Below are 15,991 nucleotides of genomic sequence, written 5' to 3'. Positions count from 1 at the left end.
GAAATTAACATTATGCGAGCCCATCGCGTTTATTGCACTTGTTGATGTATTTTGTATGGCACTTTCTGCTTTAATAAGCCTATTTACTTACGGTTATTAAGGGTAAACGATGCAAAAAATGAACAATTCGCTGCAAAATTACGCTTGGGGCAGTAAAACTGCGCTGACCGAACTTTACGGCATTGAGAACCCACAAGGATTACCGATGGCGGAGCTGTGGATGGGCGCCCATCCGAAGAGTCCGTCAACCGTTGAGATCAAAGGTGAAACACGTTCCCTGCGCGATGTCATCAATGATGACCAAACCGCAGCCTTAGGCGCGGCCGTCGTACAGCGTTTTGGCGAGTTGCCGTTTTTGTTTAAGGTGCTGTGTGCCGATCAGGCCTTATCGATTCAGGTTCACCCAAGCAAAGCCGCAGCCGAAGAGGGATTTGCGCGCGAGAATGCCGCCGGTATTCCGATTGGCGCTGCTGAGCGCAACTATAAAGACGCGAATCACAAGCCGGAACTGGTGTATGCCCTGACCCCATTCCAGGCGATGAACGGCTTCCGCGAGATGCACGAAATCGTCTCACTGCTTGAGCCGGTGGCCGGTGCCCATCCGCAGATCGCTCACTTCCTCGAAAAACCTGATGAGGCAAGCCTCGCCAAACTGTTCTCCACCCTGCTGTCGTTAAAAGACGAGCCTAAATCACTGGCGTTGGCGGTGCTGAAATCTGCACTTAACTCGCGTAGTGGCGAACCCTGGCAGACCATCAAAAGCATTGCGGCTGATTATCCGGACGATACCGGCTTGTTCTCGCCGTTGTTGCTGAACGTCATCACCCTGCAGCCTGGCGAAGCCATGTTCCTGTTTGCCGAGACGCCGCATGCCTATTTAAAGGGGGTGGCACTCGAAGTCATGGCGAATTCCGATAACGTTCTGCGCGCGGGTCTGACACCGAAATTCATCGATATTCCGGAGTTGATGGCGAACCTGAAGTTTGAGGCCAAACCGGCTGCCACGCTGTTGACGCAGCCTCAGCAAGTGGGCGACACGCTGAACTTCCCAATTCCGGTGGACGATTTTGCCTTTGCCATCCACGCTCTTTCCGCCACACCGCAGCCGTTAGCGCAACAGAGTGCGGCGCTGCTGTTCTGTATCGAAGGTCAGGCGGTGATTGAGAAGTCAGGTGAGCAACTGCTGTTGAAGCCCGGTGAATCATGCTTCGTTGCCGCCAATGAATCCCCGGTTAATGCCGCAGGTACAGGACGCCTGGCGCGGGTTTATAACGCGCTCAGCTGATCCGGCTGACGATACCAGCATTAACTGCTATTCTTTCAAACTATTACTTTAAAACGCCTGCGGGCGTTTTTCTTCACCGCCGCCCCCAAGCAGCGGCGTGCGGACCCAAGGATAAGGACGACTCAGCGATGAAAAAGACCAAGGTTGCCGTAGGTGTAATTGTAGCGATCGGCGTGATCTGGACAGGCGCGGCCTGGTTTACCGGCAAGCAGCTGGAAAGCCATATGGATCAGATGTTGCAGAACGCCAACACCCAGCTTAATGCCTATGCACCGAACGCTCGCCTGACGCTTAGCTACCAGGATTACCAGCGCGGCATCTTCAGCAGCAAAACTAAGCTGGTGATTCAGGCCAGTTCACAGACGGAAGACAACCCGCTGCTGAAGCCGGGTCAAAGCATCGTGCTGAACGAAACCATCGACCATGGTCCCTTCCCCTTTGCACAGTTGAAGCGCGGCAGCCTGATTCCGAGCATGGCTTCGGTGCATACCGAGCTGGAAAACACCGATGCGGTGAAGAAACTGTTTGAACTCACCAACGGTAAATCGCTGGTGACCGCTGATACGCGCGTCGGGTACAGCGGTGCCACTGATACCGCACTGGATCTGCTGGCGGTGGATTATAACAACGCGCAGACCGGCGATCGTCTTGCCACCAACGGCGGCACCCTCGAAATCAGCGCCGACAGCAAGGGCGATAAAGTCAGTCTGAATGGCGATTTCTCTAGCATCGCTGTTACCAGCAAAAACCAGGTTGAGCAGCCGGTGCTGTTTACCCTTAACGGCCTGAAGCTGAAGGGTGATACTCATCTCAGCCCGGAAGGTGTGCGCGTGGGGGATCAGTCCATCAGCCTGGATAAACTCGACGCCAGCATTAACGGTCAGGAAGGTTTGTCATTGCAGAAGCTGGACACTCAATCCTCCTTCGATAATAAAGATGGCAAAATCGGCGGCGATCTGAATATGAACGTCGGCAACATCAGCCTGCAGAAGCAGCCGTTCGGCGAAGCTAAGCTGGCGATGAAGTTTGCACAGTTTGATGCGCAAGCGGTGAAAACCTTCTCGGACAGCTACAACGCGCAGATGCAGGCACTGCTGAACCAGCCAGGTTTAGTCGAGGATCCCGTCCGCTATCAGGCTAGCGTGCAGACCATCCTGAAGAATAACCTGCCGACGCTGCTGAAGGGTTCACCGACCGTCAGCATCGCGCCGCTGAGCTGGAAAAACGATAAAGGGGAAAGTACCTTTAACCTCAGCGTTGGCTTCAACGATCCTGCTACCGTAACGGGTGAGGCGCAGAATCTTGGTGCCGCAGTGGATCGCGTGCTAAAAACCCTGGATGGCAAGCTGAACATCAATATGCCAATGGCTACCGAAGCGATGCGTCATGTGGGGCTGGCTGAAGGTTATCAGGGCGACGATGCGCAGAAGCTGGCGGATCAGCAGGTGAAAGGTCTGGCGGCAATGGGCCAGATGTTCCGTCTGACGCAGCAGCAGGATGATAACATCACCACCAGCCTGCAATACGGCAACGGTCAGGTGACTATGAACGGCGACAAGATGTCACTGGAGCAGTTCCTGTCACGTTATATGCTGGGTGCGCAGACCAGCGAAGGAATGCCTGAGTAACAGCGATATACCCGCGGCGCGAGCTATCGCGCCGCTAAACGCCCCGCACCAACTGCGGCGGCACAATCAGCGTTTGCACTTCCGCATCCGGTTTCGCCAGTCGTTGCAGCATCCTTTCCCCTGCTCGCCTTCCCACATCACGCGCTTCACTGCTGACAAACGTTAGCGAGGAGTCATACGACTCGCGTAGCGGATCGTCATTAAAGCCGACCAGCGCCAGCTTTTGCGTGAAGTAGCTGTCCACCGCATCTTCGCCCAGCGAGCGTCCGCTGTGGATCGCACCAAAATAGCAGCCGAGCGTGGTACTGGCGTTATGGGCAATGATAGCGGTGATGCGCGGATGGTGATGCAGCAGGTCCTGCGTCAATGCCGATACGCTCTGCTGCCGATCGTCGCACTCAATGATCCAGTCTGGACGAAACGATAAACCGTATTGCAACAGGGTCGCACAATAGCCGCCAATACGTTCCGCGCGCGTTAGAGAAGAACCCAATCCGCCGACCCACGCGATACGCTGATGCCCCTGACGGATCAGATATTCGGTGGCGATGCGCGCCGCCTGGCTGTTATCCGGACGCAAGGAATCGACCTTATCGAGGCTACTGGCCCGCGCGGCGCAAATGAGTGCAATCTGTTGCTCATGCGCCTGCGCGACCAGCGTATCCGCCTGCGCAACGGCACCACCCAACACAATGCCATCCGCGCCCTGAGCGGCCAGGGAATCGAAGCAGCGTTGCAGATGCTGCCCGTGCTGTCCGCTTTGCGTCAGCACCAGCACTTTTCCCTGCTGCTCCAGCACTTCACTCAGCCCCGCCGTCATCGCCGCATAAAACGGCTGGCTGAGATCGCGCACAATCAAACCTATGACACCACTCTCGCCACCACGCAGGATGGAGGCTGAACGGTTGCGCACGTATCCCAGTTGCTCAATCGCCTGATTAACCCGCTCGGCCGTGGCGGAAGAGATACGTCCTTTACCGGACAGCACCAGAGAGACTGTCGATACCGATACGCCAGCCGCCTGCGCGACATCGTGAATAGTGGTTTTAGGCTGAGACATCCGGTTCCGTTTCCAACAACTGATGAAGAAACAAAGAGGTAAAACGTTACACTGATTCACGCAAAAATAAAGCCTGGGATTAGTCACGCTTTGTGACTATAGCCACAAAACTGCTTGGTAAAACGTTTTATCATTCTTTACCATTTTGAAAATTTGCCGCTTTTTAACCAGGAGAGACTATGTCCGCCAGCCGACCCAAAATGTCACTTTGGGAATTTTTCCAGAGTCTGGGTAAAACCTTTATGTTGCCCGTTGCCCTGCTGTCGTTCTGCGGCATTTTGCTCGGGATCGGTAGTTCACTCAGTAGCCACGATGTGCTCACGCCGATTCCGATGCTCGATCAGCCGTTCCTGCAATACCTCTTTATCTGGATGGCGAAGCTGGGTTCATTTGCCTTCAGTTATCTGCCGGTGATGTTCGCGATTGCGATTCCTCTGGGCATGGCGCGGGAGAACAAAGGCGTCGCTGCCTTTGCCGGTTTTGTCGGCTACGCAGTGCTAAACCTGAGCGTGAACTTCTGGCTCAATATCAATGGCATTCTGCCAACCACCGACGCAGCGGTGCTGAAAGCCAACAACGTACAAAACATCCTTGGCATTCAGTCGATCGACACCGGTATTCTCGGCGCGGTGATTGTTGGTGTAGTGGTGTTCTGGCTGCATGAACGCTTCCACAATATCCGTCTGCCGGATGCGCTGGCCTTCTTCGGCGGTACGCGCTTTGTGCCGATTGTCACCACCGTGGTGATGGGCTTACTCGGCTTAGTGGTGCCTCTGATTTGGCCATTCTTTGCGCGCGCCATCACCGGCCTCGGCTGGATGATCAACAGTGCCGGTGAATTTGGCCCGATGATCTTCGGCACCGGTGAACGTCTGCTGCTGCCGTTTGGCCTGCAACATATTCTGGTGGCAATTATTCGCTTCACCGATGCGGGCGGTACGCTCGACGTCTGCGGCAAAAGCGTCAGCGGTGCCCTCACCATCTTCCAGGCGCAGCTGGCTTGCCCGGATACCCACGGCTTTGCGGAAAGCGCCACGCGTTTCCTGTCGCAAGGCAAAATGCCGGCCTTCCTCGGTGGTTTGCCGGGTGCCGCACTGGCGATTTATCACTGCGCACGTCCTGAAAATCGTCACAAAATTAAAGGGCTGCTGATTTCGGGTGTGGTGGCTTGCGTGGTCGGCGGGACTACCGAACCGATCGAATTCCTGTTCCTGTTCGTGGCTCCGGTACTGTATTTGATCCACGCCCTGTTGACGGGTCTGGGCTTCACCGTGATGGCGATACTCGGCGTGACCATCGGTAACACCGACGGCAACGTTATCGACTTCTTAGTGTTCGGCGTGCTGCATGGCCTCTCCACCAAATGGTATTGGGTGCCGGTGATTGCGGCGGTGTGGTTCGTGGGTTACTACGCCATCTTCCGTTTTGCTATTACCCGCTTCAATATCAAAACACCGGGTCGCGAAGCAGAAACCAGCAGCGTGGAACAGCAGGTTAGCCGCGCAGGCGTGGGGAAATCAGGCTACAACACCCCGGCGATTCTGGCGGCTCTGGGCGGTGTGGAAAATATCACCTCGCTGGATAACTGCCTGACGCGCCTGCGTCTTACCATTGCGGACATGAGCAAAGTGAACGATGCCGCACTGAAAGCCAATGGCGCAATTGGTGTGGTGCATCTCAACCAAACCAGCCTGCAAGTAGTGATCGGTCCGCAGGTGCAGTCGGTGAAAGATGAAATGGCACACCTGATGAGCGCGACGGTGTCATGATGCAGAGGTTTGATTTCGACCAGGCCGTGGATCGCCACGGCAGCTGGTGCACGCAGTGGGATTTCGTGGCGGACCGTTTTGGTGTGGAGGGCTTATTGCCCTTCACCATCTCCGATATGGATTTCGCCACGGCGCCCTGCATCATTGAGGCCCTGCAACAGCGGTTAAACCATGGCGTATTGGGCTACAGCCGCTGGCAGCATGAGGACTTTACCTCGGCCATTCAACACTGGATGAAGAATCGTTTTGCCACAGAGGTTGAGGCGCAATCGCTGGTTTACGGCCCGTCGGTGATTTACATGGTGGCGCAATTGCTGCGCCACTGGACCAAACCCGGCGATGAAGTGCTGATTCATACGCCCGCCTACGATGCGTTTTATCACACCATCAACGGTAATCAGCGCCGCGTGCTGGAACTGCCGCTACAGCGCCAGGGTAATGACTGGCAGTGTGATATGGCGCAGTTGGAACCGCTGCTGGCGCGACCCGATTGCAAAGTGATGCTGCTGTGCAGCCCGCACAATCCTACCGGTAAAGTGTGGCAGCGTGAGGAGTTGCAGCAAATGGCCGCGCTCTGTGCGCGTCATGATGTGAAAGTGATCAGCGATGAGATCCATATGGATATGGTGTTGGGCGACGCACACCACACCCCGTGGAGCCAGGTGGCGCAATCTTCCTGGGCGTTATTCACGTCGGCATCAAAGAGTTTCAACATTCCGGCGTTGACCGGCGCGTGGGGCATCATTCCGCATGAAGCCGATCGCCAGGCGTGGTTCCACGCGCTGAAGCAGCAGGATGGTTTATCGTCACCGGCGGTGATGGCCGTCACGGCGACCATTGCCGCGTATCGTGAAGGTTCAGCCTGGCTGGATGCACTGCGCGACTATCTGCAGGCGAATATGCAGCACATCGCGCAACGGCTGAATGCCGCGTTTCCTGCGCTGAGCTGGCAGCCCCCTGCCGCCACCTATCTTGCATGGATTGATCTTACTCCGCTCGGTATTGATGAACAGGCACTGCAACAGCAGCTGATTCATCAGTACAAGGTGGCGATCATGCCGGGTTCGACTTACGGTGATGCCAGCCGCGGTTATCTGCGCCTCAACGCGGGTTGCCCACGCAGCAAGCTGGATGAAGGGCTGGATCGCCTGATTGCGGCTTTAAAATCGTATTAAATGCGCTCGGATGCTGATTAATTCAGCATCCATTTCACGACTTGCGCAAATCACTGGCGCTGTTGCGCAAGATGTTTTTATAATGCTCTGCACTTTATGAAACTTTAGCGAGTGCGACATGATTGACCTGAAACTCCCCCTGACCGACATCCACCGCCACCTTGATGGCAACATCCGCGCACAAACCATTCTTGATTTAGGTCGCCAGTTTAATCTCGCGCTGCCAGCCAACTCGCTCGACGATCTGCGTCCGCATGTGCAAGTGACGGCCAATGAACCCGACCTGGTGAGCTTCCTGCAGAAGCTGGATTGGGGCGTGAAAGTGTTGGGCGATTTAGATGCCTGCCGCCGCATTGCGCTGGAAAACGTGGAAGATGCCGCTCGCGCAGGGATTCATTATGCAGAACTGCGTTTCTCACCGGGATACATGGCGATGACGCATAACCTGCCGATTGCCGGTGTAGTGGAAGCCGTAATTGATGGCGTGCGTGCTGGCGTAAAACAGTATGGCGTGGATGTGAACCTGATCGGCATTATGAGCCGTACCTTTGGTGATGAGGCCTGCCTGCGCGAACTGGAAGGTTTGCTGGCACACCGCGATGGGATTACTGCTGTGGATCTGGCTGGTGATGAGCTCGGCTTCCCGGGCAGTGAGTTCCTCAGCCACTTCAATCGCGCGCGTGATGCTGGTTTCCGCATTACCGTGCACGCCGGTGAAGCTGCCGGTCCGGAAAGCATCTGGCAGGCGATTCGCGAACTCGGCGCGGAGCGTATTGGCCATGGCGTGAAAGCGATTGAAGACCGCGCGCTGATGGATTTCCTGGCAGAGCAGCGCATAGGTATCGAATCCTGCATGACCTCGAATATTCAGACCAGCACCGTGGCTTCGCTGGCAACCCATCCGCTGAAAGCCTTCCTGCAACATGGCATTCTCGCCACTATTAACACCGATGATCCGGCAGTTCAGGGTATTGAGCTGGCGCATGAATATGAGCATGCAGCGCCGCAGGCAGGACTCACTGCCGAAGAGATGCGTCAGGCGCAGGAAAATGGTGTGACGATTGCCTTCCTCAGCGATGCAGAGAAAGCTGCGCTGCGTCAGCGCGTAGCAGGATAAAGCACTTTAAAAGCAAAGAAGGTGCGCATCGCTGCGCACCTTCTTTAATGAAGTCGCACTTTAGAGTGACCTTGCCTATTTGATGGCATCGATTCTCTCATCGTGCGCTTTATATTTTGTCACTTCAGCGACATCGTCTGGCGCTTCTCAGCGGACTGTAAACCGAGTTCAATCAGCTCCATCACCTGAATCGCCTCTTCAGCCTGTACCGGGTTTTCACCGGTGCCCGCAATCGCATCACGAATTGCTGCATAGTAAGCCGGATAGTTACCCGGCAGCGTCAGCAGCTCTTTTTCCACCATCACATCGCCTTCTGCCAGCGTCAGAGTGCCGTTGCGCATGTCGTAGCCCCAGTCTTCCTGTGGTGGACGTTCGCCGGCTTTCAGACGGTCTTCCTGCGGATCCAGGCCGTATTTGACGTAACTGCCCCGCGTGCCGTGCACCACGAAGCGCGCCGATTCTGCCGCCACCAGCATGCTGGCGTGCAGCACCACACGACGGGTAGGATAGGTCAGCACTGCGTGGAAATAATCGGCGGTTTGCGCACCCGGACGCAGTTCAGCCATATCCACGGTGATCGCTACTGGCGGACCAAATAACTGCAACGCCTGATCCAGCACATGCGGCCCCAAATCGAACCAGATACCGCTGCCAGGGCCTTTCATCTCACGCCAGCGCTGACGAACTTCAGGGCGGAAGCGATCAAAATGCGATTCGAGATAACGCACATCACCTAAGGCGCCATCAGCCAGCAAGGTTTTCAGCGTCAGGAAGTCACTGTCCCAACGACGATTGTGGAAGACAGAGAGCAGCAGCCCTTTGGCCTTGGCCAGTGCATCCAGCTCACGCGCTTGTGACAGTGTCACGGTAAACGGTTTATCCACCACCACATGTTTACCGGCATTCAGCGCCGCTTTGGCTAACGGGAAGTGAGTATCATTTGGCGTGGGTATCACAATCAGTTGCAGTGTCGGGTCATCCAGCAGGGCTTGTGGATCAGAGACCACCTGCACCGAGGGCCAATCTGCATGCACCTTGCTGGCATCGCTGCTGGAGACGGCTGCCAGTTCAACGCCTGGCGTACCGACGATCAAAGGAGCATGAAAGGTTTTGCTGGCAAAACCGTAGCCAATCAGGCCGACACGTAATTTATCGCTCATTCTCATTCCTCTTGTTCGTTACCAGACTGATTTAAGACGAATCAGCCAGCAACAACAAGGCGGAATCACCTGAAAACTCAGGAGATAGCACTCCGTGCCGGTTGCCAGCTTTCCTGCGCCACCAGGGCATCGTGCGCATCCTGACTGCGACGGCGGAAATCACTGGGACTGACGCCAACCCGTTTACGGAACACGCGAGAAAAATAGAGCTGATCGTCATAACCCACTTCGCGCCCGACCGAGGCAATGGGCTCCTGCGTGGTTTGCAGTAACAGTTTGGCGCGGATCACCCGCTGATCTTCGCGCCAGCGCAGCAAATTGATCCCCATCTGTTCGCGAAACAGATGCGCCAGTCGTGATGGGGAAAGACACACATGGCGCGCCACTTCCTCGATTTTCACCTCGCTTGCCAGATGGTTGGTGACGTATTGGCAGGCTTCAATCACGCGCGGATCGCGGATTTGCTGATGACTACGCGGATCCTCCTCCACCGCACGCAACAGCAGGCGCTCCAGCAGATTCATCGCCAGTTCCTCGGCAAAGCGACGCCCCGAATTGTGGGTTTGCTCAATGCTGGCAAACAGACGATCAAACTCGGCACGCTGCGCTTCCGGCAAGCGTAACCGCCCCACGCCCTGGCTCTCATCCTGCCACTGCAACCAGTCCGTCCAGTAAGCCCGTGGACGGAAATAGACCCAGCGATGGAACCAGCATGGGCTGTCTGGTGAACGGCCATAGTAGTGCGGGGTTTTAGGCTGGAACAGCAGCAAGTCACCGGGTTCGCAGTCAAACGCCGATTCGCCATCAAAAATGCGGCCCTGACCTTTGATGGTCAGATTAAGGATGTAACCCTTCATGCCGAGCGGTCGGTCGATAAAGAAGTCCAGCTGATCGTTGGCATTGATCGGCGTTAATCCCGCCACCAGCCAGGCATTAAACGGATAGCCGGGTAGCAGTGGGTTCTGCTGCTCACTGGGGGGTTCACGATGGTACATAGTGCCCTCACGGTAACCTGTAAATGCGCAGTGCCGCGCGCCAGAAGGACGACCATTTGGCCGCCCTGCCTCATCTTTTACGGCTGGAATCAGGCCGCTTTGTTTTTCTGTTTGTAGCGGTCAAAAATCACCGCCGCTAACAGTATCAAACCGCGCACCACATACTGTGAGAACGGCGAGATATTCAATAAATTCATCGCATTCTCAACCGTACCCAGAATCAGCACGCCCGCCACCACATAAGAGATCTTACCGATGCCGCCTTTCAGCGAAACGCCGCCCAGCACACAGGCTGAAATCACAATCAATTCATAACCGAGTGAGGTCATTGGCTGACCACTGGTCATGCGCGAGGCCAGAATAATGCCCGCCGCCGCCGAAACCAGTCCCGAAAGAATGAAGATGATGATGCGGGTACGCACCACTGGCACCCCGGCCAGACGAGCCGCTTCTTCATTACCGCCAATCGCCAGCGTGTTGCGGCCAAAGGTGGTTTTATTCAGCACGAAACCAAACACAATCATAGTGGCGATGGTCAGCCAGATTGGCGCTGGCAAGCCGAGCCAGTTGGCATAACCGAGGGTGAAGAAGCGTTCATCCTCGATGCCGACCGCTTTACCGTCAGAGAAGATATAGGCCAGACCACGCACAATCTGCATCGTCGCCAGCGTGGTGATCAGCGCATTGATCTTCAGCCGGGCAATCACGAAGCCGTTGATGAATCCGGTGACCATGCCGAGTATCAAACCGGCCGCAACGCCCAGCCACAGACTCTCCGTCATGTTGATCACCACGGCGGTTACCACACCTGCGCAGGCAATCACCGAGGCGACGGAAAGGTCAAAATCGCCTGACGCGAGGCAGAACAACATGCCGCAGGCCACCATGCCGGACATCGACATGGCAAGCCCCAGCCCTTTCATATTGATGAACGTGCCAAAGTTGGGTACGAAGATGGCGCAAACGATAAACAGCAGCGCGAAGACCACCAGCATGCCGAAGTTATCCCAGATACGTCCCAGTTGCAGGCCGTTACGCTGCACCGGTGGCGTGTTGGAAGTGGTAGATGAAGCCATTGTTGCTCTCCTTTACATCAGGCCACGGCGGCCGCTTGAGGGGTTTTCGGCATCGCCAGGCTCAGCGTCAGCTGCTCCGTGGCCGCGTCGTGTGGCAGTTCTCCGGCAATTTCTCCTTCACGCATCACCACGATGCGGTCAGCCAGGCCCATCACTTCGGGCAAATCGCTGGAGGCAAACAGCACCGCGATCCCTTTATTTGCCAGTTGGTATATCAGGTTATAAATCTCATGCTTGGCACCCACATCAATGCCGCGTGTTGGCTCATCCAACAGAATCACGTTCATCTCTTCGGACAACCAGCGACCCAGAATAGCCTTCTGCTGATTGCCCCCTGACAGGTTCATGATCAGCTGCTGCGGTCCTGGCGTTTTGATATTCAATGAGCGGATGTGAAGATCGGCGTTTTTCGCCTCCCAGCCGGGTTTAATCAGACAACCCGCCGTGAGGTTATGGCGGCGCGCGCTGATATTGATGTTGTCGCGCACCGAGTGCACCGGAATAATCCCTTCGGATTTACGATCCTCCGGGCACAGCATGATGCCCGCGCGGATCGCATCGATCGGCTGACGGATGTTGAGCTTTTTGCCATCCAGCGACACGCTACCGCCGCGCAGTTTGGTGGCACCAAACAGCCCTTTCATCAATTCGCTGCGCCCCGCCCCCACCAGCCCAAACAGGCCGACGATTTCACCGGCTCGCACCGTGAGCGAAATCGGCATACGCACGCCCTTGGCTTCGACCTGGTCAAGCTGCAAACGCACTTTGCCCAAGGCGCGCGGCGCATAGCCGTAGATATCGCCAAGGTTACGACCGACCATCGCCTGCACCAGGTCGTCATGATGCGTATTCGGCATATCAGTGAAAGTGCGCACGTAGCGACCATCTTTGAACACGGTTATCGCATCGCTCAGGGCAAAGATCTCCTCCATACGGTGCGACACATACAGCACCGTACGGCCCTGATCGCGCAGCTGACGAATGACGCGGAACAGATGCTCGATTTCACGCGCTGAAAGTGAACTGGTTGGCTCGTCAAAGGCGATGATGCGCGCATTACGCGCCAGCGCTTTGGCGATCTCCACCATCTGCCACTGGCCGAGCGACAGATATTTCAGCGGCATATCAGGATCAATATCCATGCCGAGATTTTTCAGCTGCAAATCCGCTTCGTAGCGCAGAAGTTTGCGATTCACCAACCCACGTTTGTGCGGCAACTGCCCGAGATAGATGTTCTCCGCCACGCTCATCTCCGGCACCAGATGCAGTTCCTGATAGATGATCGCCACGCCCGCATCCAGCGCATCCACGGTGTTGTTGAAACTTTTCACTTCGCCTTTGATGCGAATCTCACCTTCAGTCGGCTGGTAACTGCCGCTGAGAATCTTTAACAGCGTGGACTTTCCCGCGCCGTTTTCGCCCATCAGCGCGTGCACTTCCCCGGCGCGGCACTGGAATGAGATATCCTGCAGCGCTTTCACGCCCGGAAAGGTTTTACTGATGCCATGAAAGGACAGAAAAGCTTGATCAGTTTCCATGGAAACTCCTCTTCGCCTCCATCCTTCGCGCCGTTGCTGTGTTGTCTTCGCGCTTTGCCCCAGCCATCAATGAAACGGGCGCAAACGCGATGGCCAACCTGCTGCAACACCCGGGATGGAGGCTGCGTTTATCAATCAGGCGACTTACATCAGCCCTTTCTTCGCCAACTCAGTTTTGAAGTTGTCGCGGGTAATCAGCACCACATCGGTGACTTCGGTGAATTTCGCGGGCTCTTCGCCTTTGGTCACCCAGTTATAGAGCATCTGGCTGCTCTTATAACCGTGCACATCCGGGCTGGGCAGCAGCGAACCGTAGAAGCCGGTTGGTGCGCCTTTAGACAGCTCGCTCACCGCGTCCACACCGTTGATGCCAATGCCAATCACGTCGGGCGCTTTAAAGCCCTGGCCTTCGGTCGCGCGCACGCCACCCAGCACGGTGTTGTCATTCATGCCGACAATCAGCCAGTGTTTTACTTCTGGATGCTGCACCAGCAGCGAGTTACCGGCATCAAATGCCCCCGGAATATCGTTGGATTTGGTCGGCACCTGATAGATTTGCTTCTCCGGGAATCCAGCCGCTTTCAGCGCGTCCATCGAACCGCCGGTGCGACGACGCGCAGTGTCCAGCTCATTGGCGGTAATCGCCATGACGCCGGTCTCTTTCGCATCCCAGCCGCGTTTCTGCATCTCTTTGTAGAGTTCCTGGCCCTGGCGCTCACCGATCTTGGTTGCGGCCATCATCACCAGCGGCACGGTGTCCATTGGCTTGCCTTTGGCGGTAACAAACTGGTCATCAACCGCAATCACTTTCAGGCCATAGCTACGCGCTTTCGCCACGATGGCTGAACCCAGCTTCGGGTCCGGGGTGCAAATCACGAAGCCTTTGGCCCCGCTTGCCGCCAGGCTATCAATAGCATTCAGGGTTTTCTCGCCGTCGGGCACGGCAATTTTGATCACGTCAAAGCCAAAATCTTTGCCAGCCTTATCTGCGAACTTCCATTCGGTCTGGAACCAGGGTTCCTCCGGTTGTTTGACGAGGAAACCGAGTTTCATGGTCTCGGCGATAGCGGATTGTGACATAACCGCGGCGAGACCTACCGCCGCCAGCGCTTTAGTGAATTTATGCATGATGCTCTCCGGCACAATGATGTTTTATCGCTGTTAATAACGAATCGGTGTAAACGCTACCAATTGGATTTCACGTTTGGGTACAGCGCAAAATCAGCGCGTTAGCTCAAAGGTTGTACAAAGGCTGTGCAAACGCTGGGCTAGTTGTAGCGGTAATGGCGAAGAAAAATGTAGAGCGGTATCACATCCCAAAACGATGACCAATTCCTCCATATATTCAGCGAAATTAACCAGTCATTAACTTTTGCTGCCGATCACAGAACGGTTCCGATGACAGAAAAGTGCATATTCTCAGCCAGCGATGACTAACCGCTTATGCACCCGCATTCCAGGATAGAGCCAGATAACTCACACAGGAGAATCCCAATGGGTGCTGGCGCCATAACAATTGGGCTGGATTTTGGCAGTGACTCGGTGCGTGCCCTCGCCGTGGACTGCCACAGTGGTAAAGAGCTGGAAAAGGCGGTGGTGAACTATCCACGCTGGGCGAAGGGTGAATTCTGTGACGCGCACGCCAACCGTTTTCGCCATCATCCACAAGACTATATCGACGCGCTGGAGCAGGCGGTGGTCGCGGTGGTGCAAGCGTTAACTCCCGAACAACGCGCTGCCGTGGTGGGGATAGGAGTGGATTCAACGGGTTCAACCCCTGCACCGATTGACCGTGACGGCAATGTGTTAGCCTTGCGCCCGGAATTCGCCACCAACCCCAACGCTATGTTTGTGTTGTGGAAAGATCACACCGCGATCGAAGAAGCGGAAGAGATTAATCAGCTGTGCCGCAACGGTCATTTCACCGATTACACCCGCTATATCGGCGGCGTGTATTCGTCGGAGTGGTTCTGGGCCAAGATTCTGCACGTGTCACGCCAGGATGCAGCAGTGCGTGATGCGGCAGTGTCTTGGGTGGAACTCTGCGATTGGGTGCCTGCGCTGTTGAGTGGTCGCACCGCCCCAGCACAGCTGCAACGCGGACGCTGCGCCGCCGGGCATAAATCGCTGTGGCATCCTGAATGGCAGGGTTTACCGCCCGCAGATTTTTTCCGTGCACTCGAGCCGATGTTGGTTGAGCAGCTGGATTCTCCATTGTTTACCGACACCTTCACTGCTGATGTACCGGTGGGCACGCTTTCCAGCGAATGGGCGCAGCGTTTGGGATTGTCTGAGCAGGTAATTTTGTCCGGTGGGGCCTTCGACTGTCATATGGGCGCGGTCGGTGCTGGCGCGCAGCCTTATACGCTGGTGAAAGTGATTGGCACCTCAACCTGCGACATTTTAATTGCCGACAGCGAGAAAGTCGGCGATCGCGCCATCAAAGGTATCTGCGGCCAGGTCGATGGCAGCGTGGTGCCGGGTGCCATTGGCTGCGAAGCCGGTCAATCAGCGTTTGGTGATATCTACGCCTGGTTTAGCCGCTTGCTGGGCTGGCCGCTGCAGCAGGCCGTGGCGCGCCATCCTGAGTTGCAGCCGCAACTCGCCGAGATGCAGCAGGATTTAATCCGTTCCCTTACCGAAGCCTGGGCTGCCGATCCCCATCTTGATCATCTGCCCGTGGTGCTCGATTGGTTCAACGGGCGTCGCACACCGGATGCTAATCAGCGTCTGAAAGGCGTGATCACCGATTTGAATCTTGGCACCGACGCGCCTGCGTTGTTTGGTGGTCTGGTGGCCGCCACGGCGTTTGGTGCCCGCGCCATTATGGAGTGTTTCGAGCAACAGCAGATTCCGGTGGAGAGCATTCTGACGCTCGGCGGCATCGCGCGTAAGTCCCCTGCCATTATGCAAGCCTGTTGCGACGTGATGAATCGTCCGCTGGATATCGTGGCTTCTGACGAGTGCTGTGCGCTGGGCGCTGCCATTTTTGCTGCCGTCGCCGCGAACGTGTATGCCGATGTGCCTGCCGCACAGCAGGTGATGGCGAGTCCGATCGCCGTGACCTTGCAACCCAACAGTTTGCGCGTGGCGGGCTATCAACAGCTTTATCAACGCTATCAAAACTGGTGCCAGGCCGCTGAACCTCAGTATGCCGCCCGCGCCACATCCGCTAAGTAAAGGAGCGA

12 protein-coding genes are annotated in these 15,991 nt (G+C 56.0%); 6 read left to right on the top strand and 6 right to left on the bottom strand.

Features of this window, described 5'->3' with window-relative positions; all coding sequences use genetic code 11:
- The first annotated feature begins 109 nt into the window (after positions 1 to 109).
- Together manA and FD744_RS02635 are read left to right on the top strand one after the other, a co-directional pair.
- A complete protein-coding gene (manA, locus tag FD744_RS02640; protein ID WP_160867219.1) occupies positions 110 to 1,285 on the top strand; it encodes a mannose-6-phosphate isomerase in 1,176 nt (391 codons plus the stop codon).
- 128 nt (positions 1,286 to 1,413) lie between these two features.
- Positions 1,414 to 2,913 (top strand): YdgA family protein, encoded by a 1,500-nt coding sequence (locus tag FD744_RS02635; protein WP_160867218.1) that lies wholly within the window; start codon positions 1,414 to 1,416, stop codon positions 2,911 to 2,913.
- A 34-nt stretch (positions 2,914 to 2,947) separates the two neighbouring features.
- On the opposite strand, the gene malI is transcribed toward FD744_RS02635, so the two are convergent.
- Complete coding sequence (malI, locus tag FD744_RS02630) at positions 2,948 to 3,973, bottom strand: Mal regulon transcriptional regulator MalI (protein ID WP_160867217.1); 1,026 nt, start codon at positions 3,971 to 3,973, stop codon at positions 2,948 to 2,950.
- Between the two features lie 179 nt (positions 3,974 to 4,152).
- On the opposite strand from malI, the gene malX reads away from it, so the two are divergent.
- The 3 genes from malX (at position 4,153) to add (ending at position 8,034) form a co-directional block, all read left to right on the top strand.
- Positions 4,153 to 5,742, top strand: a complete 1,590-nt coding sequence (malX, locus tag FD744_RS02625; RefSeq protein WP_160867216.1) for a maltose/glucose-specific PTS transporter subunit IIBC — start codon at positions 4,153 to 4,155, stop codon at positions 5,740 to 5,742.
- Positions 5,739 to 6,917: a MalY/PatB family protein gene (locus tag FD744_RS02620; RefSeq protein WP_160867215.1), complete on the top strand. Its 1,179-nt coding sequence runs from the start codon at positions 5,739 to 5,741 to the stop codon at positions 6,915 to 6,917. Before malX ends, FD744_RS02620 begins: the two co-directional genes overlap by 4 nt.
- A gap of 118 nt (positions 6,918 to 7,035) precedes the next feature.
- Positions 7,036 to 8,034 (top strand): adenosine deaminase, encoded by a 999-nt coding sequence (gene add / locus FD744_RS02615; RefSeq protein ID WP_034827380.1) that lies wholly within the window; start codon positions 7,036 to 7,038, stop codon positions 8,032 to 8,034.
- A 119-nt stretch (positions 8,035 to 8,153) separates the two neighbouring features.
- Here the strand turns inward: add and FD744_RS02610 are convergent, their stop codons facing one another.
- The 5 genes from FD744_RS02610 to FD744_RS02590 form a co-directional block, all read right to left on the bottom strand.
- Positions 8,154 to 9,194: an oxidoreductase gene (locus tag FD744_RS02610; RefSeq protein WP_160867214.1), complete on the bottom strand. Its 1,041-nt coding sequence runs from the start codon at positions 9,192 to 9,194 to the stop codon at positions 8,154 to 8,156.
- A gap of 77 nt (positions 9,195 to 9,271) precedes the next feature.
- Positions 9,272 to 10,189 carry an arabinose operon transcriptional regulator AraC gene (araC, locus tag FD744_RS02605; protein WP_034827384.1) on the bottom strand — a complete coding sequence of 306 codons (918 nt, stop codon included), beginning with the start codon at positions 10,187 to 10,189 and terminating at the stop codon, positions 9,272 to 9,274.
- A gap of 89 nt (positions 10,190 to 10,278) precedes the next feature.
- Positions 10,279 to 11,265, bottom strand: coding sequence for an L-arabinose ABC transporter permease AraH (araH, locus tag FD744_RS02600; RefSeq protein ID WP_097117234.1), 987 nt, complete (start codon positions 11,263 to 11,265; stop codon positions 10,279 to 10,281).
- 17 nt (positions 11,266 to 11,282) lie between these two features.
- Positions 11,283 to 12,803, bottom strand: coding sequence for an L-arabinose ABC transporter ATP-binding protein AraG (gene araG, locus FD744_RS02595; RefSeq protein WP_097117235.1), 1,521 nt, complete (start codon positions 12,801 to 12,803; stop codon positions 11,283 to 11,285).
- Between the two features lie 144 nt (positions 12,804 to 12,947).
- Positions 12,948 to 13,931, bottom strand: coding sequence for an arabinose ABC transporter substrate-binding protein (locus tag FD744_RS02590; protein ID WP_160867213.1), 984 nt, complete (start codon positions 13,929 to 13,931; stop codon positions 12,948 to 12,950).
- Positions 13,932 to 14,297: 366 nt separating this feature from the next.
- Between FD744_RS02590 and FD744_RS02585 the strand changes: the two genes are divergently transcribed.
- Positions 14,298 to 15,983, top strand: a complete 1,686-nt coding sequence (locus FD744_RS02585) for a ribulokinase (RefSeq protein WP_160867212.1) — start codon at positions 14,298 to 14,300, stop codon at positions 15,981 to 15,983.
- The last annotated feature ends 8 nt before the right edge of the window (positions 15,984 to 15,991 follow it).

The sequence above is a fragment of the Pantoea sp. Taur genome (genome assembly GCF_009830025.1).
Classification (GTDB): Bacteria; Pseudomonadota; Gammaproteobacteria; order Enterobacterales; family Enterobacteriaceae; genus Pantoea; species Pantoea communis.
The sequence above is the reverse complement of the archived record's forward strand: the minus strand, read 5'-3'. Positions and strand labels throughout refer to the sequence as shown.